The sequence below is a fragment of the Leifsonia sp. TF02-11 genome, from assembly GCF_017565305.1.
Classification (GTDB): Bacteria; Actinomycetota; Actinomycetes; order Actinomycetales; family Microbacteriaceae; genus Leifsonia.
The window spans coordinates 23,316-49,959 of record NZ_JAGEKP010000025.1; the positions used below are offsets into that span (position 1 = coordinate 23,316).

General features: G+C 65.5%; 36 protein-coding genes. 16 read left to right on the top strand and 20 right to left on the bottom strand.

The genetic code is table 11. The features are described 5' to 3' along the window. The first annotated feature begins 137 nt into the window (after window positions 1-137). From JNB50_RS22620 to JNB50_RS22630, 3 genes are read left to right on the top strand one after another with little or no spacing between them, the layout of a single operon-like run. Window positions 138-1,046 (top strand): hypothetical protein, encoded by a 909-nt coding sequence (locus tag JNB50_RS22620; protein WP_147295979.1) that lies wholly within the window; start codon window positions 138-140, stop codon window positions 1,044-1,046. Further along, the gene (locus tag JNB50_RS22625) at window positions 1,043-2,974 is read left to right on the top strand and encodes an ATP-binding cassette domain-containing protein (protein ID WP_115698370.1); all 1,932 of its coding nucleotides are present in this window, start codon (window positions 1,043-1,045) and stop codon (window positions 2,972-2,974) included. The genes JNB50_RS22620 and JNB50_RS22625 overlap by 4 nt, the downstream gene beginning before the upstream one ends. 48 nt (window positions 2,975-3,022) lie before the next feature. Further along, window positions 3,023-3,460 carry an SHOCT domain-containing protein gene (locus JNB50_RS22630; protein ID WP_081703946.1) on the top strand — a complete coding sequence of 146 codons (438 nt, stop codon included), beginning with the start codon at window positions 3,023-3,025 and terminating at the stop codon, window positions 3,458-3,460. A 310-nt stretch (window positions 3,461-3,770) separates the two neighbouring features. Here the strand turns inward: JNB50_RS22630 and JNB50_RS22635 are convergent, their stop codons facing one another. The 9 genes from JNB50_RS22635 to JNB50_RS22675 all read right to left on the bottom strand — a co-directional run bounded on the left by JNB50_RS22635 (window position 3,771) and on the right by JNB50_RS22675 (window position 9,102). Then, window positions 3,771-4,433 (bottom strand): cation transporter, encoded by a 663-nt coding sequence (locus JNB50_RS22635; protein ID WP_021762832.1) that lies wholly within the window; start codon window positions 4,431-4,433, stop codon window positions 3,771-3,773. Continuing rightward, on the bottom strand, window positions 4,430-4,774 hold the full coding sequence (locus tag JNB50_RS22640) for a helix-turn-helix transcriptional regulator (RefSeq protein WP_021762831.1): 345 nt from the start codon (window positions 4,772-4,774) through the stop codon (window positions 4,430-4,432). Before JNB50_RS22640 ends, JNB50_RS22635 begins: the two co-directional genes overlap by 4 nt. A gap of 65 nt (window positions 4,775-4,839) precedes the next feature. Beyond that, window positions 4,840-5,835 (bottom strand): c-type cytochrome biogenesis protein CcsB, encoded by a 996-nt coding sequence (gene ccsB, locus JNB50_RS22645; protein ID WP_115698371.1) that lies wholly within the window; start codon window positions 5,833-5,835, stop codon window positions 4,840-4,842. Next, window positions 5,832-6,407 (bottom strand): signal peptidase II, encoded by a 576-nt coding sequence (locus tag JNB50_RS22650; protein ID WP_021762774.1) that lies wholly within the window; start codon window positions 6,405-6,407, stop codon window positions 5,832-5,834. The genes ccsB and JNB50_RS22650 overlap by 4 nt, the downstream gene beginning before the upstream one ends. Next, on the bottom strand, window positions 6,401-6,826 hold the full coding sequence (locus JNB50_RS22655) for a hypothetical protein (RefSeq protein ID WP_021762773.1): 426 nt from the start codon (window positions 6,824-6,826) through the stop codon (window positions 6,401-6,403). Before JNB50_RS22655 ends, JNB50_RS22650 begins: the two co-directional genes overlap by 7 nt. A 13-nt stretch (window positions 6,827-6,839) precedes the next feature. Continuing rightward, window positions 6,840-7,082: a hypothetical protein gene (locus JNB50_RS22660; protein WP_155829005.1), complete on the bottom strand. Its 243-nt coding sequence runs from the start codon at window positions 7,080-7,082 to the stop codon at window positions 6,840-6,842. After that, window positions 7,079-7,666, bottom strand: a complete 588-nt coding sequence (locus tag JNB50_RS22665) for a thioredoxin domain-containing protein (RefSeq protein ID WP_307794844.1) — start codon at window positions 7,664-7,666, stop codon at window positions 7,079-7,081. Before JNB50_RS22665 ends, JNB50_RS22660 begins: the two co-directional genes overlap by 4 nt. 104 nt (window positions 7,667-7,770) lie before the next feature. Beyond that, complete coding sequence (locus JNB50_RS25660; RefSeq protein WP_051336951.1) at window positions 7,771-8,352, bottom strand: M23 family metallopeptidase; 582 nt, start codon at window positions 8,350-8,352, stop codon at window positions 7,771-7,773. A gap of 336 nt (window positions 8,353-8,688) precedes the next feature. Next, a complete protein-coding gene (locus JNB50_RS22675; protein WP_021762769.1) occupies window positions 8,689-9,102 on the bottom strand; it encodes a hypothetical protein in 414 nt (137 codons plus the stop codon). Window positions 9,103-9,259: 157 nt separating this feature from the next. Here JNB50_RS22675 and JNB50_RS22680 point away from each other — a divergent pair, with 157 nt between their 5' ends. After that, a complete protein-coding gene (locus JNB50_RS22680) occupies window positions 9,260-9,571 on the top strand; it encodes a zf-TFIIB domain-containing protein (RefSeq protein ID WP_081703940.1) in 312 nt (103 codons plus the stop codon). Here the strand turns inward: JNB50_RS22680 and JNB50_RS22685 are convergent. Continuing rightward, window positions 9,568-9,882: a helix-turn-helix transcriptional regulator gene (locus JNB50_RS22685; protein WP_021762766.1), complete on the bottom strand. Its 315-nt coding sequence runs from the start codon at window positions 9,880-9,882 to the stop codon at window positions 9,568-9,570. The two genes, JNB50_RS22680 and JNB50_RS22685, sit on opposite strands and share 4 nt — an antisense overlap. Window positions 9,883-10,003: 121 nt before the next feature. Here JNB50_RS22685 and JNB50_RS22690 point away from each other — a divergent pair, with 121 nt between their 5' ends. Together JNB50_RS22690 and JNB50_RS22695 are read left to right on the top strand one after the other, a co-directional pair. Then, window positions 10,004-10,939, top strand: coding sequence for a cation diffusion facilitator family transporter (locus JNB50_RS22690; protein WP_021762765.1), 936 nt, complete (start codon window positions 10,004-10,006; stop codon window positions 10,937-10,939). 14 nt (window positions 10,940-10,953) lie between these two features. Further along, window positions 10,954-11,589 carry a copper resistance protein CopC gene (locus JNB50_RS22695; protein ID WP_021762764.1) on the top strand — a complete coding sequence of 212 codons (636 nt, stop codon included), beginning with the start codon at window positions 10,954-10,956 and terminating at the stop codon, window positions 11,587-11,589. Window positions 11,590-11,594: 5 nt separating this feature from the next. Here JNB50_RS22695 and JNB50_RS22700 read toward each other — a convergent pair whose 3' ends face one another. From JNB50_RS22700 to JNB50_RS22715, 4 genes are all read right to left on the bottom strand, one after another. Continuing rightward, window positions 11,595-12,533 (bottom strand): cytochrome c oxidase assembly protein, encoded by a 939-nt coding sequence (locus tag JNB50_RS22700; protein ID WP_115698372.1) that lies wholly within the window; start codon window positions 12,531-12,533, stop codon window positions 11,595-11,597. 1 nt (window position 12,534) lies between these two features. Further along, complete coding sequence (locus JNB50_RS22705; protein WP_081703939.1) at window positions 12,535-14,445, bottom strand: cytochrome c oxidase assembly protein; 1,911 nt, start codon at window positions 14,443-14,445, stop codon at window positions 12,535-12,537. Then, window positions 14,442-14,642, bottom strand: coding sequence for a hypothetical protein (locus JNB50_RS22710; RefSeq protein WP_081703938.1), 201 nt, complete (start codon window positions 14,640-14,642; stop codon window positions 14,442-14,444). The genes JNB50_RS22705 and JNB50_RS22710 overlap by 4 nt, the downstream gene beginning before the upstream one ends. A 77-nt stretch (window positions 14,643-14,719) precedes the next feature. Further along, entirely contained in the window at window positions 14,720-15,067 is a 348-nt protein-coding gene (locus JNB50_RS22715) for a hypothetical protein (RefSeq protein WP_185279203.1), read from the bottom strand. A 133-nt stretch (window positions 15,068-15,200) separates the two neighbouring features. Between JNB50_RS22715 and JNB50_RS22720 the strand changes: the two genes are divergently transcribed. Next, on the top strand, window positions 15,201-15,749 hold the full coding sequence (locus JNB50_RS22720) for a hypothetical protein (protein ID WP_039922000.1): 549 nt from the start codon (window positions 15,201-15,203) through the stop codon (window positions 15,747-15,749). Window positions 15,750-15,823: 74 nt separating this feature from the next. Here the strand turns inward: JNB50_RS22720 and JNB50_RS22725 are convergent, their stop codons facing one another. Next, window positions 15,824-16,396, bottom strand: coding sequence for a cation transporter (locus JNB50_RS22725; RefSeq protein ID WP_307794845.1), 573 nt, complete (start codon window positions 16,394-16,396; stop codon window positions 15,824-15,826). A gap of 232 nt (window positions 16,397-16,628) precedes the next feature. Between JNB50_RS22725 and JNB50_RS22730 the strand changes: the two genes are divergently transcribed. From JNB50_RS22730 to JNB50_RS22750, 5 genes are all read left to right on the top strand, one after another. Beyond that, window positions 16,629-17,198, top strand: a complete 570-nt coding sequence (locus tag JNB50_RS22730) for a recombinase family protein (protein WP_021762757.1) — start codon at window positions 16,629-16,631, stop codon at window positions 17,196-17,198. Window positions 17,199-17,404: 206 nt separating this feature from the next. Continuing rightward, window positions 17,405-17,599 (top strand): hypothetical protein, encoded by a 195-nt coding sequence (locus JNB50_RS22735; protein WP_039921998.1) that lies wholly within the window; start codon window positions 17,405-17,407, stop codon window positions 17,597-17,599. Then, the gene (locus JNB50_RS22740) at window positions 17,596-18,375 is read left to right on the top strand and encodes a Fic family protein (protein ID WP_021762755.1); all 780 of its coding nucleotides are present in this window, start codon (window positions 17,596-17,598) and stop codon (window positions 18,373-18,375) included. Before JNB50_RS22735 ends, JNB50_RS22740 begins: the two co-directional genes overlap by 4 nt. Further along, window positions 18,372-18,953: a recombinase family protein gene (locus tag JNB50_RS22745; protein WP_021762754.1), complete on the top strand. Its 582-nt coding sequence runs from the start codon at window positions 18,372-18,374 to the stop codon at window positions 18,951-18,953. The genes JNB50_RS22740 and JNB50_RS22745 overlap by 4 nt, the downstream gene beginning before the upstream one ends. 14 nt (window positions 18,954-18,967) lie before the next feature. Next, window positions 18,968-19,375 carry a hypothetical protein gene (locus JNB50_RS22750; RefSeq protein WP_021762753.1) on the top strand — a complete coding sequence of 136 codons (408 nt, stop codon included), beginning with the start codon at window positions 18,968-18,970 and terminating at the stop codon, window positions 19,373-19,375. A gap of 26 nt (window positions 19,376-19,401) precedes the next feature. On the opposite strand, the gene JNB50_RS22755 is transcribed toward JNB50_RS22750, so the two are convergent. From JNB50_RS22755 to JNB50_RS22765, 3 genes are all read right to left on the bottom strand, one after another. Further along, window positions 19,402-19,605 (bottom strand): AlpA family transcriptional regulator, encoded by a 204-nt coding sequence (locus JNB50_RS22755; RefSeq protein WP_115698368.1) that lies wholly within the window; start codon window positions 19,603-19,605, stop codon window positions 19,402-19,404. Continuing rightward, the gene (locus JNB50_RS22760) at window positions 19,587-19,679 is read right to left on the bottom strand and encodes a hypothetical protein (protein WP_039921996.1); all 93 of its coding nucleotides are present in this window, start codon (window positions 19,677-19,679) and stop codon (window positions 19,587-19,589) included. The genes JNB50_RS22755 and JNB50_RS22760 overlap by 19 nt, the downstream gene beginning before the upstream one ends. Window positions 19,680-19,935: 256 nt before the next feature. Further along, window positions 19,936-20,307: a hypothetical protein gene (locus JNB50_RS22765; protein WP_021762751.1), complete on the bottom strand. Its 372-nt coding sequence runs from the start codon at window positions 20,305-20,307 to the stop codon at window positions 19,936-19,938. Between the two features lie 261 nt (window positions 20,308-20,568). On the opposite strand from JNB50_RS22765, the gene JNB50_RS22770 reads away from it, so the two are divergent. The 4 genes from JNB50_RS22770 to JNB50_RS22785 are packed head-to-tail and all read left to right on the top strand — an operon-like array spanning window position 20,569 to window position 24,385. Next, window positions 20,569-20,988, top strand: coding sequence for a MobC family plasmid mobilization relaxosome protein (locus JNB50_RS22770; protein WP_021762750.1), 420 nt, complete (start codon window positions 20,569-20,571; stop codon window positions 20,986-20,988). 38 nt (window positions 20,989-21,026) lie between these two features. Next, a complete protein-coding gene (locus tag JNB50_RS22775) occupies window positions 21,027-22,709 on the top strand; it encodes a relaxase/mobilization nuclease domain-containing protein (protein ID WP_243768869.1) in 1,683 nt (560 codons plus the stop codon). Further along, on the top strand, window positions 22,706-23,521 hold the full coding sequence (locus JNB50_RS22780; RefSeq protein WP_021762748.1) for a hypothetical protein: 816 nt from the start codon (window positions 22,706-22,708) through the stop codon (window positions 23,519-23,521). Before JNB50_RS22775 ends, JNB50_RS22780 begins: the two co-directional genes overlap by 4 nt. 15 nt (window positions 23,522-23,536) lie before the next feature. Next, window positions 23,537-24,385: a hypothetical protein gene (locus JNB50_RS22785; protein ID WP_021762747.1), complete on the top strand. Its 849-nt coding sequence runs from the start codon at window positions 23,537-23,539 to the stop codon at window positions 24,383-24,385. A gap of 119 nt (window positions 24,386-24,504) precedes the next feature. Here JNB50_RS22785 and JNB50_RS25665 read toward each other — a convergent pair whose 3' ends face one another. Further along, a complete protein-coding gene (locus JNB50_RS25665; RefSeq protein WP_021762746.1) occupies window positions 24,505-25,197 on the bottom strand; it encodes a DUF4913 domain-containing protein in 693 nt (230 codons plus the stop codon). Continuing rightward, window positions 25,194-26,540, bottom strand: coding sequence for a type IV secretory system conjugative DNA transfer family protein (locus JNB50_RS22795; RefSeq protein ID WP_279555563.1), 1,347 nt, complete (start codon window positions 26,538-26,540; stop codon window positions 25,194-25,196). Before JNB50_RS22795 ends, JNB50_RS25665 begins: the two co-directional genes overlap by 4 nt. Between the last annotated feature and the right edge of the window lie 104 nt (window positions 26,541-26,644).

Genomic DNA, 26,644 nt, shown 5'->3' on the forward strand with positions numbered 1-26,644 from the left:
TCGCATTTGTCTTAATCACGGTCCTTATCGCGGGTGCGGCATTCCTTCTGGGTATATGGGTGCGTTCGCCGGACTCGGCTGTGCTTGACGCTCGCGGGACGAATGTGCCCGTATACGCCCCGGTTGAATCCAGGACCGTGACCGCCGACATCCGCATCCAAGGCGAGGTCTCGGGGACACAGGAACAGCCGGTGACGGTTGGCCCACCGGCGGGCGCAGAGCGCATCGTTGTCACTTCTGTTTCGGCTAACCCCGGCCCACTTACCAACGGACAGCTTCTTGGTACTGTCTCGAACAGACCCGTGTTTCTGTACAGCGTGGATATACCGCTCTTCCGGAACCTGGTCGCTGGAGATACTGGCAGTGACGTCGCCAGCTTGCAAAAGGCGCTTGGAGTCCCGCAAACGGGGAAGGTCGATAGCGCCACCCTCAGTGCAGTGCGCTCCGCCTACTCAGCCGCAAATGTCGAGCCACCTGGTGGTCGATACTCCACGACGATCACCACCGCAGAGTTCTACACCGTTCCAACCTCGCTCGGCGCCCTCTCCTTGGTCTCTGTCGCTCCGGCCGGCACTTCCGTGGACAACGATCACCCCTTCGCTGTGCTGGGAATGGGATCCCCCTACGTCAGTGTGCGAGCCAGTGTCAGCGAGGCCGAACAAATCAAACTGAACGACAAGGTGACAATCACCGGCTCTGGCGGGAAAAAGGGCACCGGCGCCGTGGCCAAGATCAGTGACTTCCAGTCGAGCCCCACCAGCGGCGGACGGCCACCCGGCCGCGACATCCAAATCAACCTTGATGCCGGCGGAAACCTGACGGCAGGCGACGCCGTCGCAGTCCTCTTCGGCACCGAGTCAAAACCCGACATGGCAGTGCCTACAATCGCCATCCGGTCGGACTCTGGCGGTGACTACGTGATCAAGCGCAGCAAATCGGATACTCCTGCGCGCACTCCAATCGTCGTGGTACGAAATGCGGACGGGTGGACGGCCATCAAAGCTGAGGGCCTCGCAGTCGGGGACGAGATATTGGTGTCCCAATGACCGTTTCACCGCCACGGCTCACGCTCAACCATATCCAGCGCCGTTACGGAGAGTCGCAGCAGTGGTTCGCTGTCCGAGAGGCGTCCTTGGTCGTCGAACCGGGCGAATTCCTCGCGATCGTGGGGCGATCCGGATCGGGAAAGTCGACACTCCTCAACATCATCGGATTGCTCGACTCACGCTGGGAGGGGAGCTACCACCTCGGCGACATTGACGTTCGCGGTCTGAGCGCAACACAGATCGATCACCTGCGCAGCACAACCTACGGATTTATCTTCCAGTCCTCCTACGCCAACCCATACGAAAGCACCGAACGAAACGCGACGCTGGCCCTCGCAATTCAAGGAGCACCGCTCCGCGAGCAATCCGAAAAGGTCTCGCGAGCGTTAGAAGCCGTGGGCCTTGATCAAAAGGCCGCTGCACTGGCACGGTCACTCTCCGGTGGGGAACGTCAAAGACTTGCCATCGCGCGGGCCCTTACAACGAATCCTTCGATCATCGTCGCGGACGAGCCCACCGGAAACCTGGACAGCGAGACCGGCGATCAAGTGATGGAGGCCCTGCTCGAGCTCAATCGACAGGGAGCAACGGTCATCCTCGTCACCCATGATCCGAGGATTGCCGCCTACGCCGACCGAACGGTCCGGATGGCTGACGGTGTTCTAGAGATCACGGGGGCAGAAAATTCTGTTGGCTCGAAACTTGACGGACAGGAACGGCCGTCGCTGGCAGTGACTCCCTCAAAGGAGCGTCGTGGCACACGGTCACGACGGGCATCGGATCGCCTCACTCGGGCGATCAACAACGTGACGTCTCGACCGCTGCGTTCTGTCGCTCTGATTGCGGCCTTCGCTCTCGCATTCGCGGGACTCATCGGCGCGGCCGGCATCGGCGCGACTGCCTCGCAGCAGATCGCCGGACGGCTAACGGCCGCAGCTCGGGACGAGGTTCGGGTGAACGTACCGGCGGGTACATCAGACGAGGAGGCCGCCGCCTGGCTAGACCGACTCGGGGAGCTCCCACATGTCCGAGAGGTCGGGCAGGTGGCACCCCTCGACGCCAACACCGCACGGACAAGCCGGTTCGCATTCACTTCGGCCAGCGGTAACTCGCCCTTTCAAGGGAGCACCGTGGCCGTTGATAGTGGACTCTTCGGGGTGCTGGATATCGGAACGTCCCCCCAGAGCCTGAGCAGGCTCTTCTCATCGACCAAGGAACACGTGGCGCTCGTTGGTGCGGACGCGGGCGCACAGCTCGGCCTGTCCGACAGGGGCGGAATTGGAGCTGAGGTCTGGGTCAACGGCGAACCGTATACAGTCGTGGGCACTATCACTGCTGCGCCTCGGGAACCGAACCTCTTGACGAGTGTTGTCGTACCGTTACCGCCTTTTTCGGCCGGTTCTCGACAAATCGTGGTCCGAACTGATCCTGGCTTTGCCGGACCCTTAGCCAGCGCGATACCGCTCGCTCTCTCCCCGGCATCCCCCGCAGATATCTCAGTCGAGACCGCTGCCGAGCTACGGAACTTGCGGGTAGGAGTGCAGACCGACCTCAACGGGTTACTCGCCTCGTTGGCGATCGCGCTTCTGGCCCTCGCCATACTTAGCGGCGCCTCAGCGATGTTCATCTCAGTTCAAGCACGCACGCAAGAACTTGCGCTAGCCCGGGCCGTGGGACTGGGACAACGCGGCGTAGCGGCAATCTTTCTCTGGGAAGGCGTCGTTATCGGCCTCGCTGGCGCACTTGCCGGAATCGCAGGCGGATTAGCAATTTCCGTCGCAGTCGCCGCCGCGCGCGGATGGACCGCGATCGCGCCTTGGGAGACGATCGCGATCGCGCCGGTAGCCGGCGCCGTCTGTGGGGCTCTCGCGGCCTTCCTTCCCGCCGTACGCGCCGCGCGAATTGACCCCGCCGACGCCATTCGATAATCGCCCAGAGGCGTGCCACCTCGCCACCCACAGGACTACCCTCGACGCATGAGCGCGAAAGTTCTCACATCCGAGCTGAGTGAAGCCCACACCGAGCGCGGATCACACGGTGCACTGCTGTGGATGGTTGGGGCGGCTGCCGCGATCTCCGGAACGATCATTTTTCTGATTCAGGCCGATCGCGCAGGCATTGCAGAGGTCCGTGCTTCTCAATTTGACCCGGCCGCTGCTTCAGCCGCTGCAGACGCGAGGCTGTGGATGTGCGGAGGGATCCTTCTGGCTGTAGTGGGAATCTGCCTCGTTGGCGGGTATCTCGCTTCTCGAATGCGGACGTCGTGGCGGCGTCACCAATGGGCCGCCCGCCAAACCGTGCGCCACATGCCGCCGCGATTTGCTCGACAGCTCCGCCAGCTGGCCGCTCTTCACGACGAAGGAGTTCTTACTGATGCGGAGTACGAGCAGGGCAAGCGAAAGCTCCTAGAGTAGGGCAGCCTTGGCGCAGAGCCTGAATCCGACCGCGCTGACACCGAAAGCGATCGTTTCTGGGACGCTGAGGCGATCGCTCTCGTCTGTGACTTTGGTCGCTGTGTGGCGGTGTTCTGTTATCGCTGCGTGGCGGCATCGCTGGTACGTAAGCGGATCCTTCAGCGGGCGGGTACGACATCTCCGACCGTGCGGGGCAGATGCGGTCGAGGCGTGCGTGGATGGAGGGCCTGTTGGCGTGCATTCATGAGGCGTGCCATTTGCGTGGGCGTATCGCGCGGCTGAGCCAGGAGGGCGAAGCGTTGCGCATCACCTACTGATCGTGGTCGCTCCCGTCCTCTAGCACCATTCCAACAGATGTCGCGCAGGCATCGCCTTTCCAAGCCTCCAGCCCTTCACGCAGTGCGAAAACCGCGATGACGAGGCCCGCGATCGGGTCTGCCCACCACCAGCCGAAGGCGCTGTTCAGAACAAGCCCGATCAGCACCGCTGCTGACAGGTAGGTACAGATCAATGTCTGTTTGGAGTCGGCAACCGCTGTCGCAGAACCGATTTCCTTCCCAGCGCGACGCTCGGCGAGGGAAAGGAAGGGCATGATCACGACACTGACCGCGGTGAGGATGATCCCAAACGGTGAGTGTTTTACATTGACAGCTCCGACCAGGGCCAGCAGCGAGCTCACGGTTACGTAGGCCGCGAGCGTGAAGAACGCGACCGCGATGACGCGCAGCGTGCCCTTCTCCCATCGCTCCGGATCTTTCCGAGTGAATTGCCAGGCGACCGCGACAGCGGAGAGCACCTCGATGGTTGAGTCCAAGCCGAAGCCGACGAGTGCGGCTGAGGATGCGGCGCTTCCGGCGGTGATCGCGACGACGGCCTCGATGAGGTTGTACCCGATTGTGATCGATACGATCCATCGGATTCGTCGACGCAGAACGCCGCGGCGGGCGTCTGTGAGTGCGGTCGCCGTCGTCATGTGCAGTTGCACTCCTCGCCCTCGCAGCACCCGGGTTCAACGTAGAGGACCACCCGAAGCAGCTCATCCAGTGCAGGGGCGATGTGCCCATCGGCAAGTCGGTACCAGGTGCGTCGGCCATCCGGGATGGCCTCGACCAGGCCGCAGCCGCGCAGACAGGCCAGCTGATTCGACATCACCTGACGGCTCACGTCCAGGGCGTCCGCGAGGTCAGATGGATAGGCGGGTGCTTCCCGCAGGGCCAGCAGGATACCCACTCGTGTGGGGTCGGACAGCGCGTGGCCGAAGCGGGCGAGAGCGGCGGTGTGTGTGATGGTCGCCGCCGGCATGACGATGCTCATTCCACCAATGTACAGCGAATGCTGAATTAATGCATCGCTGTACTGTTGCCCTCCGGGGCTTGGACTTACAGTCCCGAGTAGGTGTGCAGGCCCTTGAAGAAGACATTGACGATACCGAAGTTGAACAGCACGGCGGCGAAGCCGATGATCGCGAGCCACGCGGAGCGAGAGCCACGCCAGCCGCGCGTGGCGCGGGCGTGGATGTAGCCGGCGTAGATCACCCAGATGATGAACGTCCAGACCTCCTTCGTGTCCCAACCCCAGTAGCGACCCCAGGCTGCGGAGGCCCAGATGGCTCCAGCGATGAGCGTGAACGTCCAGGCGATGAAGCCGACGATGTTGATCCGATAGGCGAGGTTCTCTAGCGCGACCGAGTCTGGCAGGGTAGCCAGGAACCGGAATTGCTGCGGAAGAAACTCCTTGACCTGGCCTTCACGCCGGTACTGCAGCAGTTGGAGTCCGGATAGCGCGAATCCCAGGGCGAAGAACGCGGTCCCCAGGACGGCGACGATGATGTGGATGACCAACCAGTAGGACTGGAGCGCCGGCTGCAGGGGAACGACAGGAACGTAGTACCGCAACAGTGCCACGCCTTGCAGCACAAGCACCAGGCCGACGATGAACGTGCCAAGGTACTTGATGTCCCACTTGAGGTTGGCGAGCAGGAAGACACCAACGATGACCAACGTGCCGGTCATCGAGAACTCCCACATGTTTGCCCAGGGAACTCGGGCCGCAGCGACGCCGCGCAGCACCGTCGCGATGAGATGGAAGGCGAAGCCCGCGATCGTCAGACCGAATGCCCATCGTGTGACGCCGCGGGCGGCGCGGGACGGCGCTCCTTTCGATTTGGTCGACTGCTCGCTGGATTCCTCGCCGATGACAACGGTCGTCGGTGGCTGTGTTGCCGCGATCCGTCGTGCGACCGCGCTGGGGACGGTCGTTGTCGCTTCGGCTCCGCGTCTGGCCAGGTCGATGGAGAAGACCACGAAAGCCGCCGTGTAGAAGCCCATCGCGACGTAGAGTGCCACCGTCGAGAGTGCGGAGAGGGTCCCGGTCATGCGCCGGTCACCGTGTCGTGAACGGTCGCCGCCGCGACGCCCTGCGCGCGGCGGTTTTGGACAGTTGCGGCAACTACCGCGGCCGCGATGCCGCCCACAGTGAAGACGTCGGCGAGGTTAAAGATGGCGAACCAGCTGACGGAGAGGTAGTCGACCACGGCACCGCTGAGGACGCCGTGCTCTCCTCGGAGCGCGCGGTCGACCATGTTGCCCCAGCCGCCACCGGCGGCGATCGCGAGCAGTATTGTCACCGTCGGGTTCTCCCGACGAATCACTCGTCGGATGATCCAGGCCGTGAGGACGGTCAGGACGATGAGGATTCCGGCCGCCAACAGGGGGCCGACTCGGGCGCCGAGCCCGAACGCCGCTCCAGCGTTCAGGACCAGATTGAGATCCAGGCTGGGGATCACCGTCGGCACGGGCTGGCCATACGGGAGTGAAAGGATGGCGATGCCCTTGACTGCCTGGTCTACAGCAATCGCGAGAAGGCCTGCGGACAGCGCACGCAACGCCACGCGTCGACGGTCGACGTCTCCAGTGGTCGCCGTCTCTACGGCTTGTTCGGTCAACATAGGGTGGTCAGCGCCTTCATCTGTTCGGAGAGCTTCTTGGTGAGCACGTCCGAGCTGGTGCCCGTCGACGACCCGGTGGATTCCGCTTTCAAGACGGGGATGAGTTTGTCGATGGTGTCGACCACGTTCTGCACGGCAGTCTGCTGCTTCCCCGCGGGCAGTTGATCGGCGATCGGCGCCAGGATCGTCCGGGCGGCCTTCAGCTGGTCGAGGGCCGCCGCGGGGTCGAGCACCGCGGACTTCAAGGCGGCATCGATGTCGGATGCCACCTTGTCGGTGATCGGGGTGACCAAGGGGCAGGCGGCGTTCTGCGCTTGCTTGGATACGGTGTCCCCGATCGAGCAGCCGGAGAGCAACAGGGGTGCCGCCAATGCGACCGCTGTAGCGGCGATGAGGACGGGCCGGTTAGTAGTGGACATGATTCTTCTCGATTCAGCGGGTTGGTCGATGACGCTTGATGATCCGAATGAGGGTGTCGATGTCGTCGCTGAGTGCCTCGAGCTCCACGTCAGAGTCTGCGGGCCTGCGGCGGAGGAGGACCTGGAGCTGGACGGAGGCCGCGGTCGCTGCTTCGATCAGCTCCCGGTACACGGCTGCCGGGATGGTCTCGTGTGCTTCTGGTGTCCTCCACAGCCGTTGCATCTGGCGGCGGATCCGGCGGTCGCCCAACATCATCGCCGCCACGCCTTCTCCAGCTCGGCGGCGAATTGCTCTGTGGAGGTCAGCGTGAGCTTCTCGCCGTTCAGGAAGAACGTTGGTGTACCCGCCACACCCAGCTGGACACCGTCGGTTTGATCCTTCATCACCCGGATCCGGAGTGTCGGGTCGGCGATGTCTTTGTCGTACTGGCGCATGTCCAGGCCGAGCGACTCGGCCACAGATCGCAGAACAGTCGACTGGTCATCCTGTCGTTCGGCCCACTGCGTCTGAGTTTGGAAGAGCTTCGAGTACATCTCGGTGAACTTGCCTTGACGGCCGGCTGCTTCGGCAGCCATCGCCGCGTTCATCGCGTTCTTGTGACTCGGGATGGGGAAGTAGCGAGCGATGAATGTGACACGGTCCTTGTACTGCTCACGCAGCTGCTCGACCACGGGGTAGGCGGCGCCGCAGGCTTCGCACTCGAAGTCGAGGAATTCCACCACCGTCACCTTGTCCGTCGGCGCCTTCTGCAGGATTCGGCTGTCGGCTCGCACTACGGCGGGCGCTGCGTCCTGTTTCGATGCCGATTGCGCCCGGCCGACGAGCACGATGACGATCACGACGATGAAGGCGAGCGCGATGACGATGGTGTTGGCCCAGAATCGCGCGGAAAGCCGGCGGGTCGGCTGTGGCTTCCGGCGTGGCTGTTTCGGCATGGTGGTACTCATCTCGCTCGTGCTCGGAGCCAGGAGTACGGGTCGATCGGTGTCTCGCCGTTCGCCCAGATCTCCAGGTGGAGGTGATTGCCGGTGCTGGCGCCCGTCGTGCCGACCCGTCCGATGATCTGGCCAGCCGCGATGCGGTCGCCGGCCCGGACCTGCAACGACCCGAACTGCATGTGCGCGTAGAGGCTTGCGAATCGCTCACCATTGACCCGGTGGTCGATGATCACATTCACGCCGAACCCGACATCGGACTCTTCGGCGGAACGGACCACGCCGTCAGCGATCGCGGCGATCTTGGTGCCGCCGCCGGGGGTCATGTCCAGGCCCTTGTGGTTGCTGGAGCACCCGGAGCAGGGCGCGGAGCGCGACCCATAGCCGTCGCTGATCGGGACATCGCCGGCGAACGGCCACTGGATCGGGCCAAGCGTGTTGCCCACGAGAGTGCCCGCGGGGTCCGTTCGCGCCGCAGCCTTGAGTTCGGCTTCTGAGGTCGCGCTGGGTGCGTCACGATTCACCGGAACGGCTGCGCCGCCGGTCTGCCCGATAGCCTGCGGCACACCCGCGACGATGGTGTCGGCCACCGTTTCGAGGGCGCCGTCAGGTTGTACAGCTTCGGCTGGAACCGAGGTCGCCACGCTCAAAGTCACGGCGAAGACGGCCCCCGCCAGAGGAAGTAGCAGGGAACGGCGGGCAGGCCGACCCTTGGAGCGCGGCCGGCTGCGGCGTCGCCGTCTTGGGACGCTCCGTTCAGCGGAGAGAGCCTCACGACGTGATCGAGGTTCAGCGGGGGCGGGGGTGAAGGTTGCGCGGCGAACCGGCCGCGCGCGGCGGGTGATGAGCATTTAGGGTTTCCGGACTCGGCCCTATGCGGGCACGGACAAGAACGACGAGGGCACCGTGGGTGCGCGAAAGTGTCGTCAGGTCCGGCTTATGGCCAGAGATTCCAGAGAAGGCGCGAGTGGTCGCTCGAGCTGCAATGACGCGCCCAGGCGTCGCACGACGCGCAGAAGAGTCAGGCGGACGTCTCGTCGCAGCAAACCCACGAACAGGGCTAGAGCTAAGGCGGCCGCAGCAAGTCCGAGGACGCACCCCAGGACCAGCACCTGGTCGTGTGGGACGCCGTTCTCTGATGAAGCGAGCGCGGCGGCGGCGGCTTTTGCTGCTGCCGGAGCGGCGTTGCCCTCAATGGCGGATGCCGCGGGCCCGGCGGTTTCGTTGACCGGGTGTGCCGTTTCGAACATGTGCGCCAGCAGCAGAGCGAACACGACGGTGAGCGCTGCGACGGCGAGGACGACCCAGCGTCGGATTCCTCTTGCACTCAGCGCGTTCACCTCACCTCCACGGTCACAGTTCGATAACAGCCAGCTTTTGGTGGGAAGCGTAGCAAACGGCTCCTGACTGCCGCATCCGAGTCGCGTCCGCGATCAGCCGACTCTCAGACGAGGCCCCTACGCTCCGGCAACCATACCGACCAGAAGGGTAAGAACCATGAAATGTCCCGTTGACGGCGAGACACTCCTGCTCTCCGATCGCTCCGGAATCGAGATCGACTACTGTCCCGCCTGCCGAGGCGTTTGGCTGGATCGGGGCGAGCTCGACAAGATCATCGAACGCTCACTGACCCAGAGCCCATCGACTGGATACGCCGCCCCGGCTGACCCGCAAGGATGGTCGGACCCGAATCGATCCGGACATCACAACAAGAGCGGCCACGGAAACGCCGGCCACGGTAACTCCGGCCACAACGGCTACGGCAACAAGCGCCGCGGTGGCTGGCTGGGGGATCTCTTCGGCGACTAGTCGCCGCCCGGCTGGGCGTGGCCGAGGTGCAGCAGTGCCTGGTCGAAGAACTCGACGACGTGGTCATCGAACAGCCGGTAGGTGATGGAGCGTCCGTCGCGGTCGCCGATGACGAGCTTTGCCTGGCGGAGGATGCGCAGGTGGTTCGATAGCGTCGCCTGTCCGATCTCCAGCTCCTCCGCCAAGACGGTCACGCTCGATGGACTCTGCCGAAGTCTGGCGAGCACGCGCAAGCGCGTCGGCGATGCCAGGCCATGGAAGACCTCCGCCAGCTCGCCGGCGCTCTCGATGTTCAACGTCAATTCGTCCACGACTCGCTCCTCGATTCTTCATCGTACCGAGAACGGTTCTGATTACGGTTCTCAACTACATTAACTAATTTACATATTCGCATGTATTGACGTAAAGTGGGTGATGGCGAAAGGAGGTCGCATGGATGGCCACGACCATGGCAGCACGATGGAACTCTTCGGCGAGGCCGCCAAACGCCATCGCGTTCGCCTCTCGATCGCGTTCGGCATCACTTTCGTCATCCTGATTGCCGAGGTCGTCGGCACGGTCCTCACCGGCTCCCTGGCGTTGCTCGTCGACGCCGGCCACATGCTTACCGATACTGCCGGGCTGGCGATGGCGTTGGTGGCGTCGTACCTGAGCACCAAACCGGCTACGAACAAGCGCACTTGGGGCTACCGGCGGGCTGAGGTGCTCGCCGCGACCGCGCAGGCCGCCGTCCTCCTCGGGGTCGGCGTGTTCGTCTTGATCGAGGGCATTCGGCGGCTGTTCGAGCCGCCGGAGATTCCCTCCACCGAGCTGCTGGTCTTCGGCATCATCGGCTTGGTCGGCAACATCGCCTCGCTGACCGTGCTGGCCTCCAGCCGAAGCGAGAACTTCAACCTCCGCGCCGCCTTCCTCGAGGTGATGAACGACGCGCTCGGTTCGGTTGCGGTCATCGTCGCTGCGATCCTGATCGGACTGACCGGATGGGGTGCCGCTGACGCGCTGGCCGGAATGTTCATCGGAGTACTGATCCTCCCGCGTGCGTTCAAGTTGCTGCGGGAGACGACCAGCGTGCTGCTGGAATCCACACCGCCCGGCCTCGACCTCGACTCCGTGCGCAATCACGTCCTGGAGCTGCCGGAGGTAGTCGACATCCACGACCTGCACGCCACGCAGATCGCCACCGGGCTGCCGGTCCTCACCGCACACGTCATCGTGGAACCCGATACCTTCGAGAACGGGCGTCTGCCCGAGCTCCTGGACAAGCTGCAGGACTGCGTTGCAAGTCACTTCGAGGTCAGTATCGAACACTCCACCTTCCAGTTCGAGCCCCCGCAGCACAGCCGCCACGAGCATTCCGCACACGAGTAACACAGGGACCATTGATGACTGCCCCCAGCGCCGCCGCCGAGCCCAGCCGTTTCCTGTGGAGGGTCCTTGCCCTCCTGGGAGTCGTCGCGCTCGCTCTGGTCGCCAACTGCCTGACCGCGCCCCCTGCCGAAGCACACGATGCTCTCACTGAATCCAATCCGGCCCAAGGCCAAACCGTCACCGAAAAGCTGGACCAGATCGTGCTGACCTTCAACGAGGCACCGCTGAGCGGCCTCCAGGGCGGCATCGTCATCCAGGCCGTCGGTCCGGGCGGCCACGAGGTCACCACCGGCGAACTCCGCATCCAGGACCGGACCCTGTCCCGTGCCGTTCTGATGACCGATCAAGGCGATTACACAGTGTCCTGGCGCACGGTCTCCGCCGACGGGCATCCGATCGACGGCAGCTACACCTTCAGCTACGCCGGGCCCATCCCGGCCGCTGCCACCGCGACCGTGACGCCGACGTCATCGGCAACGCCGACCCCCTCCGTTGTCGCCTCACCAACCAGCCCCCCGACGGCCGCGAACTCGTCCTCCGGGACGCCGATCGCGCTGGTGGTCGTGATCATCATCGTCGTGCTGATCCTCGCCGGCGGCGGACTCTGGCTCGCCACCGAACTCAACCGGCGACGCGCCAGCAAGGAATAGCTTGCTCAGCGGCGATTCAGCCGCAACAGCCAAGCGTTGTACGCATCGAGCTCCGCGTCGCCTTCCACATCTTTCCGGCGGTCGGCGGCCTCCGCTCGGCGGGTGTCGTCGGACGCCCACGCGAACAACAGGATCAGCACGATAATCAGCGACGGCAGCTCACCATAGGACCACGCCAACGCGCCAGCGATGCGCTGATCAGCAACAGCGTCAACGCTCCACGCCGCCGGCGGCCGGGCGAAGAAGCCCACCAGCGGTACGGTCGCCATCATCGCGATCACCCCGAAGAACGCATGAAGGGGCATCTCGATGAACATGTCCAACAGGCGACCGAGATGCGATTGGCGATGTGGCAATGGGTCAGGAGAGATCAGCGGCAGAGTGAAGAGGACGCCCGCGGCCAAGAACACCACCTCGAGTGAGAGGTGCCCGGCCACGGATCCCAGCAATGTCGACGCGATGCCGCTGAAATAGAGCCCGTAGAACACCATCAGGAACAGCGGGACCATGAACCCCGGATGCAACAGCAGACGGGCAAGCCGGGACCTCAGACCGGTGAGAGCCAATCGCCGAACGAGGCGCCAACGCCCCCTCGCCGGCGCCGCCTTCAGTAGGAGCGTGCCCGGCGCCCCCAAAATCAGCAGCGGCGGGATCGTCATCATCAGGGTGAGCTGCTGAAACATGAACACCGAAAACATCCGATAGCCGTAGCCCTCCAGCCCCGTACCGGTCAATGCGACGAGAACTCCGCAGCCGGTCACGAAGAGAGTGGTGCGCCACCACGGCCATGCAATACGCCGGCACGCTAGCAACCAAACGCCCCACCCATAGGCGAGGGCGAGAAGGACGCCTACCACTGGGAGAAGCGGCACCGGTTGCGGAGCCCAGGTTAGGAAGGCCTCCAAGCCCGGTGGCTCCTCCGGCAAGTACACAGGCCCATCCATCTCAGGCTCGCTCCGGTCTTGGAGACTCCGGCCGAGCCTCGACCACCCGCTGACCCAAAACCAGCAGCAGCACGAACACAGCAATGGCGGCGATCGCCCAGAGCAGCACGGCCGCGATGAGCTGATCGAGCGCGGGAGTCACGCCCAACGCGGGCAAGGTCACCCCGTACCACGCAGGGAGGATACCTCCGGGGACGAAAGCGACCACGACCGCGAGCAAGCCCACTGCCAGGACCACCGCCATGGCGATCCCCACCGCCTGCGCCAACAGGCGCTGTCCTTCGCCGAGCGTGCGCAACAGTGACGCAGCGAACAGCGTCGTCACCCCGAACACCAGGACTGTCGTGAGGGTCCGGCCCACCGGGTCCTGCACCGCCCAACCCAGCCACGGCGATAGAAACACGGTGCCGAGCAGCACAACCAGAGCACAAGCCGACAGCCACGGCGTCCGGAGCGGCACTGCCATCGCTCGACTTCCTAGTACCCAGCTCGTCCATTCGCGCGTACCGAGGCTGCCGTCCCCCCGAAGTCTCACGACCGTCTGAAGCAAGCGAATCGGCTGCGCTGCGACAACCAGAATTGCCGAAAGCACACCACCGAGCAGAAGCAGAGTCGTGTACGCCGCAAACGAGAACGTTGCATAAGCCCCGGGAAGCGAACAGAACGCGAACACGATGACCACGGCACACCCGATCGCGGCGACCATCCGCGATCGGGGCCAGCTGCCGCTTCGACGTGCCGCGATCGCGCCGTAGAGGTAGGACCCAAAGCCGAGGACTACAACGAGCACCGCTGCGGCGTCGAACACCCACGCGTCCATGAGCCGGGCGATGCCCGGTGCCAACGGTAACCGGTCACCAGTGAGCTGCTCAGCCTTCGTCGCCAACAGGATCTGACCACCCGGAGTCTCTGTCCGAGAGAGCGTTGCTCCTGTCCCCATCGCGACGCCCATAACCACAAGCTCCCAGAGAGCGAGGGAGCCAAAGGCGAGCCGGCGCCGCAGCGCAGGCGCATCCATGGAACCGAACCGTCGAATCACGTAGGTTCGTTGCGCCCATCCGAACGCCACCAGAAGGAGGAGGGCGACCACCTTCACGGACAGGAGCCGACCGTAGTCCGTGGTCAGGAGCTGTGCTGGATCGCTCAGACGAACGAGTGCGCCTGCCAACCCGGAAATGGTCACCGCGCACAACCCCGCCAGTGCGATCGCTGAATAGCGACGCACCAACGCAACAAATGTGCGCCCATCAACGGTCGCGACATAGACCACCGCGGCCAGACCACCAACCCACACCGCCGCTCCCGCGACGTGCAGCCACAGCGCAACCGTCGCCGTGACGTGATTTCCAGCCCCGGCGGCGTGCCCCTGGAGCGCGAGTGGAACCAGCGCAGCGAAAGCCAAGATGGCAGCCGCGGCCACGCCTGCCTGCCCACGGGCCGCGAACGCCACAACACTGATCGTCGCAGTCATCAGGATTGTGGCGAACCACCCTTGGCCGACCGCGATCTGTGTGAAGAACTGAGCAAGGCTAGGACCGAGCATGTTCGCCTCAACCGGCCCCGTCAAGCTGATCGAGGTCATGACCGCAGCAATGCAGCTGGCGACCAGCCAGCAGGCGGAACACCAGGGCGCCGCGTCCAGGAGCCGGTTCCACGACCGTAATCCGACCGGTACGCAGAAAGCTGCAACGACGAGCACACCGATCGTGGCCGCAGCCGCCAGATCGACGACCACTTTCACAGCCGGCAACCCATACGTCACCGCCGGCCCCGGATTGAAGATCGACCCATCCGGCTGGACGGTGAGCAATGCCAGCACCAGCGCAGCAGACAACGCTGTAATGGCGAGAGCGGCAAGCGCAGCGATCGCACCTCGCGTTGGGGCGGATCGCGTCGACGTTGCCCCGGTCACGACGGATCCTGCTCACCGGCCTGCGCGGAACCGGCTGCCGACACGCGTTGCGCGCGCTGCCGCTTCTCCTCGCGCGCGTACGCTTCACGTTCACGCCGATCAGCGCGAAATATTGATCGCAGCACGAACCAGAAAACGAGTCCCACCAACACCGTTGGTGTCAGAGACCACAGAGCATTGGTCCAAAAGTCGTCCATCTTCACCTTCACAAACCGTCGAACACACGGCTCGCCGAGCAGGGCGTGCGCGTGCAAAATCCCGGAACGGACGGTGATCAGATTCGAAGTATGCCCAGCAGTCCCAACAGTGAAGGCGGCGCGGGCGACTCTCGTTGCGGAATGGCCACAGCAGCCGGCGTCGGCCGCTCGGTCCTGAATCGGACTTCGACCACGACCAACGAATCATGAATCGGGGTCGCAGCGCCCGCCGTGGCGCACAACGCCGCGCAGAATTCGGAATCGCTGTGATTGGAATCCGTGTCGCCGACACTCACTGGCTGTGACCAAGACGTGCCCACGGCTGCGTGTGCTGCATCGGAAGAGTGGCCGAAGCCGACGCCGGCGATCACCGCGGCGACAAGGACGAGTAGGAAGATGTGCACCACGCGCAGCGTTCTACTCACCTCTACCTCCATTTGCTCGGCTCAGCGTACCCAGTTCAACTGTGAGAGGCCCCTCTCAGAGCCCATCGGTCGCACTTCGTCGGCGCAGCGGCTCCTCTTGCCACCGCGGACCGGCAAACGGATGATGTGAACCATGACCGGTCGGGGCTCACTGAGCCCACCCTCGCACGCGCCGACCGACGACGCACGCCGTACGTTATTGGGGCACATCGGTACCCCCGCTGCGATCTACGGCACGATCGTCTATGCGAGCGTCGTCGCTGCGACTTCGATCGGTCTCAAGGAATCAAGCTCGGCATGGCAAGTGCTCATCTTCGCCGTCGTCAGCGTCGTCGTGTTCTGGGTCGCTCACGTCTATTCGACTGCGCTCGGTTCCCACGGGCATGCCGACCATCTCCGAGACCGGATAAGAGATTCGATCAGACAAGCGCTGAAGGAATCCAGCGGCATGTTGGAGGCAGCCGTCGTCCCATCCATTCCCCTGCTGCTCGCGGCCTTCGGTGTGATGACGACCGACACCGGCATATCGATCGCACTCTGGGTCGCCGTCGTCATGCTTGCTCTGCTGGGCTACCTCGTCCTCTGGCTTCGCGCTCGACCATGGTGGGCCTGCATAACCGCAGCGCTGATCAGCGCTCTACTCGGCATTCTGGTGATCCTGCTCAAGACGGCACTCTATTGACCAGGAGCCGTGAGTGGTCCCGTCGTGGCCTTGCGTATCCGCCGGAAGTCCGCCTCTCAAGGCGCACGGTTTGATCAGCGATCGGCGGCGATGGGGGTGACGACGAACTCGTCGAGGTTGCGCAGCTCGCCGCGGACGTGTTCGGTCGCGTGCTCTGCCACGTGCGTGGCGTCGCGGAGGTTTTCGGCGTTCGTCGTGATGACTGCCGAGCCGAGGAGCCGGTGGCCGACCCAGCGCAGCTTGACGCTCCGGATACCGGTCACGCCCTTCGTGTGCGTCAAGCTGCGCTCGACGCGGTCGATCAGACCCGGGTCGACAGCATCCATCAGGCGCGCCCCGACGGACTTCGCGGTCCCCCCCAGCAGGATCAGGATCGAGATCGCAATGAGGAGGCCGATGATCGGGTCGGCGATCGGAAACCCGAGAAGGACGCCGATTGCGCCGAGCACAACCGACAGCGAGGTGATGCCATCCAGTCGCGCGTGCACACCGTCGGCGACGAGCGCCGCGGAGCCGATCTTCCGGCCAACGCGGTTCGGTAGATTGCGACAAGCTCGTTGCCGGCGAAGCCGACCAGACCGGCGGCGATCAGCCACCACGCGTTCTCCACCGGGCGCGGATGGACGAACCGGTCGATCGCCTCCCACCCGGCGACCACGGCCGACAGTGCGACGACGAAGATGATCAGCTGTCGCCAAACGACGCGGACGAGTTGCAATCGCGTGTCCGATAGGCGGTCGACCAGCGCACAGTCCTCGACTGCTGGGGCCTGCGTGTGTGAACCGCGTCATCACGCGGGAGTGCGGGCGAAGGTCAATGCCCGTTAGACCCGCCCGATGAAATGCCCGCTGATGGGACGCTAACTGCAACACTGTTCTCATGCTGATCGGATACGGCCGCGTCTCCACCGCCGAACAAGACCTCACCGCGCAACGCGACGCGCTCAGGGCGCTCGGCGTCGATGTCGAGAACATCCACGTCGACCACGGGCTGACCGGCACCAACCGAGAGCGGCCCGGGCTGCGCGCGGCACTGGCAGCGGTGCGCTCCGGTGACACCCTCGTGGTCACCAAACTCGACCGGCTCGCCCGCTCCCTACCGGACGCACGCGACATCGCAGCAGAACTCACCCGCAAAGGCGTCACGCTCAGCCTCGGCGGCAGCATCTACGACCCCACCGACCCGGTAGGCCGGCTCCTGTTCAACGTCCTCGGCATGGTCGCCGAATTCGAAGCCGACCTCATCCGCATGCGAACCCGCGAAGGAATGGCCGTTGCCCGCGCCAACGGCAGACTGAAAGGTAAGAAGCCGAAACTCTCGTCAGCCCAGCGCAAGCACTTACTCGCCCTCCACGCCGCCGGCACTCACACCCAGAGCGAGCTCGCCGAACTGCTGCGCGTCTCCCGCGCGACGATCTACCGAGAACTCCAACGCGACCGCGCCAAATAGCGCTGCCAGAAAGCCGCCATTTAGCGCCGCGACTCACAACCAAGCCGCCACCAAGAACCGCCAGAAAACCGCCACACAGCGACCAAAGTCACAGCCGAGAAATCCCGTCCCGAAACTCAGTCCCGAAACCAATTTGACCCGAAATGCCGCCTATAACGTTTTCGGGATAAGTGATAGAATGGACGGAACAGGCGAGAGGAGCCAGCATGGCCCGCAGCACCGCGACGATTCAACCGACTGTCGACGTTGATGGCGAGCTGTCGATGATTGAGAAGGCTCAGCAGCTTGCCGGTCACTTCCCGGATCACGAAGCGCTTGATCGCGCTCGTCGCATCCTCGACGGTCGTGTGACCGCTGCTGAGGCGTACGTCGAGCTGGACGCGAAGTACGCCCAAGGGTGAGTGAGGACGACAAGTACACCTACCCCGACAGCGGGGGAGTGCTCGTCAACTCGAAGGGGATACGCAACGCCGCCCGGCTCGATGCCGCGATGAACGACTATGCCTCTGTCGCAATGGCGGAGCTGCGCACCGAGCCGACGCCGGATCGGTTGGACTACGACTACCTGCGCCGCATCCATACGCGGCTGTTCGAGCGCATCGTGCCTGGCATCGCCGGTAAGCTCCGCGACGTCGACGTGCAAGCGACCGGGGTCGGGATCGCGTACTGCCGTCCCGAGTACATCGAGCCCAACCTCACTCGCCTGTTCGACCAGCTCGACCGCGAGGACTACCTGACGGGGCTGGACGCCGACACGTTCGCTGCGCGGCTCGCAGACCGTTGGGGGGACCTTTCGGCCATCCATCCCTACCGTGACGGGAACACGCGCAGCCAAAGCCTCTACGTCACCGTGCTCGCTGAGCGAGCCGGGCACCCGATCGACTGGCGGCGCGTCAACGTGGACGAGCTGCGCACCGCTCGGCTGCGCGCCGTCGTCGGCAACACCAAGCCGCTGGCCGATTATCTCGGTGCCAGGCTCATGAGCTCCGAAGCTCCACGGCAGAGCCCGTCCCTGTCGAGCACGGCGGGCGTCAGCTCGGCGCTACACGCGAGTTTTCCGCAACCCGCTACTGAAGCCACGCGGAGAACGCCGCCGGCAGGCGGCATCCAGGAGCGCGGGAGTGCCCCCCACACGTCCGGAGCTCGGTATGGCATGGATCGAGGGATGGGGCGATGAGCAACGTTGTCGGATACGCGCGGGTGTCGCGTCATGACCAGAACCCGGCAGCCCAGGAGGCCGAGCTGCGCGCGGCAGGCGCCGGGCGGGTGTTCGTCGACCACGGCGAGTCCAGCCGTGTGAAAGACCGCCCGCAGTGGCTCGCATGCCTGGACTACCTGCGCCCCGGCGACACACTGCTGGTGCGCCGGCTCGATCGCCTCGCGGGCAGCGAGAAGATGGCCATCGAGACGATCACGGACCTGCACGAGCGGGGCGTGAACATCAAGAGCCTCACCGAGCCGGACATCGACACGACAACCCCGATGGGCCGAGCCCTGTTCGGCATCGTTGCCGTGTTCGCGCAGCTCCGCGTCGACACGATCCGGGAGAACACCGTACGGGGCCTGGCTCACGCGCGCGCTGAGGGTCGCGTGGGAGGCCGACCCTCGGTGATGACAGCGGAACGGACCGCCGCGGCCGCGCGGATGCGTGAGCAGGGCGACAGCATCGCACAGATCGCGGCCGTGCTCGGCGTCGGCAAGTCATCCGTCGCGCGCGCGCTTGCGAAGCACGACCAGAGCCAGCCGTCGGCCTGAAGGAGGTATGGACGATGAGTGAACACCAGGCGAGCGCCCCATCACAGCTCATCATGGCGGGCGCGTTCATCAAGCGACCTGGCATGTTCCTGGGATTGCCGATCCGGTTCGACCGGGTAACAGCCTTCATCGCCGGATACACCCTCGCGATCGACCAGGTGCGCGGGGCTCTGTCGCCCAACGACGCCAACCGGTTCCGACCGCTCGGAATCGAGGGACAGTTCCAGGAGCAACTACGCGAACAAGGACGGTTGCGGTGGAACCGATGGGATCTGACGATCGCGGCAGAAGCCACCGGCTGGACGGACGACGACCCGCCTCTGATCGAGGAGTTCACGGAGGAACAGCACCGAGCTGCAATCGCGCATTTAGAGCCGCTTCTAGATCGCATGTTCAGCCTGCCCGAGCAATTCATCCCCTAGCCCAAAATCCCCCAAATCGGAGCTGTTCACTGCTCGTCGTTCAGCCACTCTGCGACCTCTGAGCTGAGGTATCGGACGGTGCGGGGAGTGATGCGGATGTAGGCCGGCCCGATGCCCTGATCCCGTAGGCGGCGCAGGTGCTCGACGTCGACGCCGAGCTGCGCGGCGAGGGCCTTGGGTGTGAGCATCGTGGGCCGCTTCTGGTCGTCGTTCACTGGCACGAGTCGCATCCCATCTCGTCCATCGGGTCGACGGGTACGGCGTACCCTCCGATGTTCTCGATCTGCTCGGTTTCCCTGTTCATCGTTCGGCCTTCCGGTTGTTGTGTGTCCGATTGAAAGTTGGCAGTTCGGCGCTTGCGACGAGCTGGCTGCTTTCAACGGAACACTGGCCGACTTGCACGCAGTGGAGAGGCGGTCAAGGGGAGCCCGTAGGGCTCTCCCGAAGGGACGCGTAGCGCCCTTGACGGCCTCGTAGCGGAGTGCAACCCCCGCAGCGCGGGGGCATGCGAAAGGCCCCACGCCGCAGAGCGGAACGTGGGGCCTTTCGTGAGTGCGTGGTCAACCCTGCGAGGACGTCTCCTGCGCTGGTTCGGTGGCCGCCTCGGAGACGGGTCGGTTCGCTGGCTTGCGCGTTGCGCGTCGCCGGGTGCGAGCCTTCTTGTCGGGCTCGGAGAACCCGATCTTGCGAAGCTCCTCCGCGGTCCATCCGGCGCTCACTGCGGCGGAGTAGGCGCGCACGTCGTCGCGCTCTGCGTTGGCGATCCGCTCCGCGATCCTCGCTTGCAGCTCGCTCAGCTCGCGGTCGGTCTGCTCGCGCACATCGACGAGCGCCTGGCGCGCCTCCGCGACGCTGCGAACGGCGTTGAGCCGGTCGTCCTGTAGACGTCGCGCGCGCTCGATTGCTTCCTCTGGTGTCAGTTGCGTAGCCATGCACTAATGGTACGGAGCTGAGCGCCTCTCGTCGACGCCCATCGACACACTGACAAGCAGCCGCGGCGAAGCCGCGACCACTCCCGTCTGACGATGTTAGCAAATGCGATTGGAGTCCCGGACGGAGGGACGGAGCAAGCTATACGATCCGGTAGCCGGATCGGGCTTGATCCTCGACACAAGGTCGAGGATGCGGCACACTGGACGTGTGGTCCCCGCGTTAGGCGGGGTCGCTGCGCTGGGCCGAGAGGAGGTGACGGCATGGCCGTTTCTGACACCGCGGGGGAGCAGGAGCCGCGCCGCCAGGCACGCCGCCGTCGCGTCGAGGGCGGTCGCCGGCACCGTCATGTCGTCCGCGTCACTCCGGAGGAAGAGGGGCAGCTCCTCGCGCTCGCCTTGCAGTACAAGGTGAGCGTGCCCAAGCTGCTTGTGGATTCCGCTCTCGCTGGAGGAGCTGCGGCCGCCGCGTCGAATGCGTCGGTGCGGCATGAGGTCATTGCGCAAATGTTCTCCACGCACCGGCTGCTGGCCACGATTGCGAATAACGTGAACCAGATGGCGAAGGCGACGAACGCGACTGGCGACGTGCAGGCTGAGATGGTGGCGACGCTGCGGAAGGTCCGCGAGGTGGCCGATCGGATCGACGCATTCGTCGACGAGCTGAGCGGTGCAGCGTCGTGATGCCGAACGTCGTCCGCGGCGATCGCATGTCGGGACTGATGACGTACCTCACCGGCCCGGGCCGGTCGAACGAGCACACCGAACCGCACCTGGTCGCGGGCGATCCGGCGCTGATGGCGTGGCACGACGACGCGGAGCTCGGACGCGACGCGGCGCTGTCGATCGCGCGTCACTTGGACAAGCCGCGGGCTGTGTTCGGTGTCGAGGTTCCGGGCGGTCACGTGTGGCACTGCTCGCTGTCGCTGCGCGCCGACGAAGGGCAGCTCGCGGACGAGCAGTGGGGCGCGATCGCCAACGACTTCATCACGGCGATGGAGTTCGACGACAACGAGGGGACGAAGGCGCCGTGCCGGTGGGTTGCCGTCCGTCACGGTGTGTCCTCGAACGGCAACGACCACATCCACATCGCTGTGAACCTGGTTCGCGAGGACGGCACCAAGGCATCGATCCACAACGACTTCCACCGCGCCCAGGTCGCGGCCCGAGCGCTTGAAGTGAAGTACGGATTGGAGCAGCTGGAATCGGTGCGCGCAGAGCGCTCCACACGCGGGTACGACCCGGCCGAGCGGGAGGCTCAGGCACGGTCGCGAGCACGCGCGAAGTACGAACGCACCCGCCCGCAGTTGGGCGATGACGCCCTACGCTGGGAACATCTGACCGGCCCCGATCGGCAGGCTCGGATCAGCGCCGAGCTGCGCACCGATCAGCCCCGCTACCTGCTGGCGTTGAAGGTCCGAGGGTGTGCTGGCGCTAGTCGGAGTGAAGCCGAGTTCGTGCGCCGGATGCGGCGTGAAGGGTTGCTCGTACGCCCTCGCTACGCTGACGGGCGTACTGACGTCGTGACCGGCTACTCGGTGGCCGAACGACCCACGGCCGGGGAACGTCCGATCTGGTACGGCGGCGGCCACCTTGGCCGCGACCTCACGCTGCCGCGGCTGCGCGACGGGTGGGAGGACACCCCGCAAGGCGCTACCGCGGCGGTGGCCGAATGGAACGCGGCCAAGCGTGGCCGGCGAGTTGTGGCACCTGGTCGCGAACGGCTGGAGCCGACGAACGATCAAGCACTGCGACACAGCGAGCGACTGGCGCGTACTGTCGACGAGCTGGCGCGCGTTCCGCTTGACGATCGCGAGACGTGGGCCACGGTGGCACGGCAGACCGCTGGCGCTCTCGCTGCATGGTCGAACGCCGTGGAGGAGACGCCAGGTGATATCGCTGCGGCCGCTGAGGCGTTGTCTCGATCGGCGCAGACGTATCGACGCACCCCGCCTCCGGCGAAGGCGGGAACGATCGCTATTTCCGGGGCTGCGCTGTTCCTGGCAAGCGCGGTACGCGGAGGGCAAGGCACTGTCGGTGAAGCGGCTCTTGTGCGAGAGATGCTGACACTCACCGTTGCCGTCATGAAGGTGGCGGAGGCCGCACGTCAGGACCGCTACGCGCGTACCGCTCTAGCGGATGCGCGCGACCGATTGGAGCGTGTACACGCAGCGTTGCCGACTCCGCCAGCCCGTAGCGTCGGCCAGGCTGCCGTAGTCGAGGAGCAGGGCAGCGTGGCGACAGAGGCTCCCGCGCTCGACGCTGAGACTCGTGCCATGCTCGACCGGCTGAACGCCGGCCGGAGCGGCACGCCAGGCTCGCCCGTCCCGCGGGAGCTGCGACCCGATGACTCACCAGCTCGCCGGCCGGCACCACGTCCGGGACGGGACGGGACAGAGCGATGAGTGCCACGGTCGTTTCTATCGACATCGAGCCAGGCGGAATTGACCAGCCCGTAGGCTTCATCGGCCTGGCCGAGGTTGACGCAGCCGGCGTCGGTGCAGTCCAGCTGCACCGCTTCATGCGACCAGACATTGGTTACTCGTGGGACGACTGGTGCGCCGCTCAGCGCGTCGAGGCGTGGAAGGTATGGATGGCCCGCAAGAGCGATCAGGTGGAGCCGCCGCTGCACGGCGCGTTCACTCCTGACGAGCTCGCGGAGCTCGTCGACATGAGCGAAAGCTTCATGCCGGAGCACACGAGGGCTCGACCGCCGTCGCTGCGCGAGGTCTGGTCGACGTTGGAGCCGCGGCTACGCGAGGGTTACACGGCCGCATACGGCGCGCGATTCGATCGCGCGCAACTACGCCGGCTCCTTGACCTTGCCGCTATCCAACAGCCAAATTTGCGTTGGTTGGATGGCATGGAAGCGATACGACACCTAACCCCACAAGAGTGGGGAGTGCCGGGCACCGATACCGACCTGGAGCTGTCGATCGAGGCATTCACAGCCGGGGGAAACACGCTGGATGCGCAGGTGGTGCGGTACGGGCTCGTAGACCCCACCACGGCGTCCCGCCGGTGGTCGCTCCACGTCGGGCTCGGTGTCGGTAACAAGGCAACCTCCTTCGATGCCGCCGAGGACGCGCGCCTAAACGCTGTGATCTTCTCTCGCGTGATCGCGGAGCACGGGTCGATCGAAGCAGCCATCAAGGCCTTGGGGCTGCATGTGAAGTCGCACAACAAAGTCACGTCGCAACGCGGCGGGCAGGAATAGGAAGGGGGGCCGATCATGGCCGAGGAGAGCGACGGGATCGCGGAGGCGTTCGAGGGACAGCTCCGTGTGCTGGTGACCGCTGCGGGACAGGTGGGCGAGCGCATCGCCCGAGCACGGGAGGACGCGCTGCGGCGAGCCCAGGCCGCGAGCGAGCGTGAGGCGCGCGAGCTGCGGACACGGTTCGAGGCCGAGCAGCGCACGGCACGCACCGAGTACGCCGACGTCTACCGGTCGGACTGGTGGGAGCGATCGACGCCCGAGCAGATCGGCCGCACGTACCAGACCACCCGCGCGTGGGCGCAGGACGACCCGGAGGCCGCCCGCGCCGAGGAGAGGATGCGCGAGGAGCTGCGCACCCGCTACGGCGTCGACCCGGCCGACACGGGCGCCGACGCGGCCGCGGTCCGTACTGCCGTGGAGCGCGCCGAACAGGAGCGTGCGCAGGCCGACGCGGAACGACAGCGCTCTGCGGTCGAGAACGTCGAGGCACAGCAGCTCCTCACCCAGGCGGACCAGCAGGACCGCCTGGCGGAGCAGGAGCGCGCCGCGGCCGAGTACGAGCCCGACCCGGAGGAGCGTACTCGAGCTCAGGCCGACGCGGACGAGCGCACCGTGAGCGCCGGCGCTGCCCGAGAGGACAGCGCGGCCACCTACGACAGCTCCGAACGGCGCGCGTCCACCGCGGCGGAGTTGGAGAGCAAGGGCATCGATCAGGAGGTCATCGCGACCCGGATGCGCGCAGACGTCAGCCAGGCGAAGCCGGCCACCGCCGCTGTGGCCGCTGGCGGTCCGGCCAAGGCACCGAAGGCGCGCAAGGCGCGCGGCCGCGGGGTCCAGGTGCAGCGCAACGAACAGAGCCGCTGAACCGGACACCGGACAGGGAGAAGGGCCGCGCTGAGGGAGCGCGGCCCTTCTTCGTGCCCCGTCGCTGGGGGATCGACGGTGGGTCAATTATTGGGTGACCGGCCGAGGCGGCAACACCCCTAGTCGGCGGTCGCTTCGCGGACGTCGGGGAACAGCCCTTCCGGTGGTCGCTTGTAGGGCAGCGGGTCACCCTTGCTGCATTGGTTCTCCGCGGCCATCGCGTCGGCCGGCGCGAACGGCCCCTGCGGGTCCATCAGCACCGCCATGTGCGTGTCAGCGTGGTCACGCCACCACACACTCATACCGGTCGAGGGATCGCGGCGCAGGAACTCCCAGGAGCGCCAGAGCGCTTCGAGACGGATCACCGCCTCGTCGTACTTCCACCATTCGGCCGCCCACACCCGGTTCTTGCCGTCGATCTTGCGCCGGTACACGCTGCGCAGATACTCACGCAAGAACTCGTCGACGCTGCCGTAGGTCAGGACCGACTCTGCCGCGTCCGGCACATCCGCCGCGGTGCCCTCGTCGAGCCCGGAATTTTCGAGCTGTGCGGCGATCGCCGCGGCGGCCGCCGTCTCAGCCCGAGCACGAAGCGCGTCCAGCACATCGTCGGTCAGGGCGTCCTTGACGGCATCGGCGGCGACGGCCGACACTTCCTTGCGCACCAACGACTTGACCGCGGCATCAACCAGCTCGTCGGCCAGGCCGCCCACGTCGATCCCGAACGCCCGGCCACCGGCCGGAGCTGCCGCAGTCGTCGACGAACTGCCGGCGTCCTGCGGCTCGTAGTCGTCCTCGCCCCAGTCGCTCACGATCGCGCCTCACTCCCGATGGTCGCCTCAACGGCGGCGACCTCGTGCTGCGCCTCGCTGATCGTGTGCTGCGCCTGCGGGTCGTGCGCGGCGATCGACGCCCGCACATCGGCCGCGTGCGGGCCGGTCATCCACGGCTGAGTGCGGATCAGCGTCGGCCGAGAACCCGAGGAAAGCACCACGGCGCGCCCCTTGGGCAACGCGGCCAGGTCCGCGACGTCCAGGATGCGCTCACGGTGGAGCTGCTGCGACACCGTGCGCTGCCCGCGCCCGCTCGACGTCGACGAGGAGAGCCGGTCGTAGTCACCGATCACCCGCGAGAGGTCTTCGAGGAAGCCGGCCTCCGAGACGCCACCGCCGTATACCTTCACGTTGGAGGCCGACCACAGCTTGCGCATCCCGGACTCGCCCCACACTTCCACACCCTGCGACCAGCTCTGCAAGATCGTCATCAGGACGATGCCGCGCGAACCGTAGTGCGAATAGAGGTTCGGCAGGTCGCGCCAGCGGCAGACGTTCGCCGCCTCGTCCAGGACGCCCAGAAGCGGCGTGCTGAGGCGCCCGCCAGCCGACCGAGCGGCCAGCTCCTCCGCCGCTTCCACCACGGCGACCGTGAGCGCGGTCACCAGCGGGCCGGCGGTGCCCTGGCCCTCCTTGGAGAGGCTGTAGAGCGTGCCGCCCTCGCGCACGAACGCCTCCGGGCTGAACTGCGGCCGCCGATCGCTTGCGTTCCCGCCCAACGGGGTCACCCAGCGGGCGACCTGACGGTTCGTCAGGCACGATGCCATCTGCTGGGCGGTGCCGTAGACGCCGCCGCGCTGCTTCTCCGGCGCGTCGATGACGCCGGCCACCTGGTCGGCGGTCAGCGGGAAGCCGTGCTGTCGAAGGATCTCCACCGCCGTGTCATCGGCGGGCCGGGTCAACCACGTGTACACGTCCGTGATCGGGCGGCCGTCCAGCGCTGCGGCGAGGAGAAGGCCGGCCAGGAGGTCTTTGCCGGCCGGATCGAAGTAGGAATCTGTCTTGGCGTCCGCGTCGCGGGAGCCGGAGGCGAAGTGCTGGGCCATCTTGGCGGCGCGTACCTCGTCGGTGACGTAGCTCAGCGGGTTCCACCACCAGGTGGGCTCCTCCAAAGCGATGCCCTGCGGGTCGAACACCCACACCTGCCCGGCCTTCTCCCGCACGTCGCGGGTGGCGTCTACGACGTCGCGCTTGTTCGAGGTGACGAGCACCCCGCCGGGAGCGGCCAGGATCGCCGGCACGGCGCGGCTGGTCGTCTTACCGGTGCGCGGTGTTTCTGACAGGTTGAAGTGGCCCAGGCTCGTCACCTCGATTTGGCCCAATGTGGGTCTTGTCGGTGTGGCTGTGACGGTTTGATTTGGCCAACCCCTGAGCGTGTTCTCGTTCGTATTGGACGAGGAGGGTCAGTTGGGGTCGAGAGTGGATC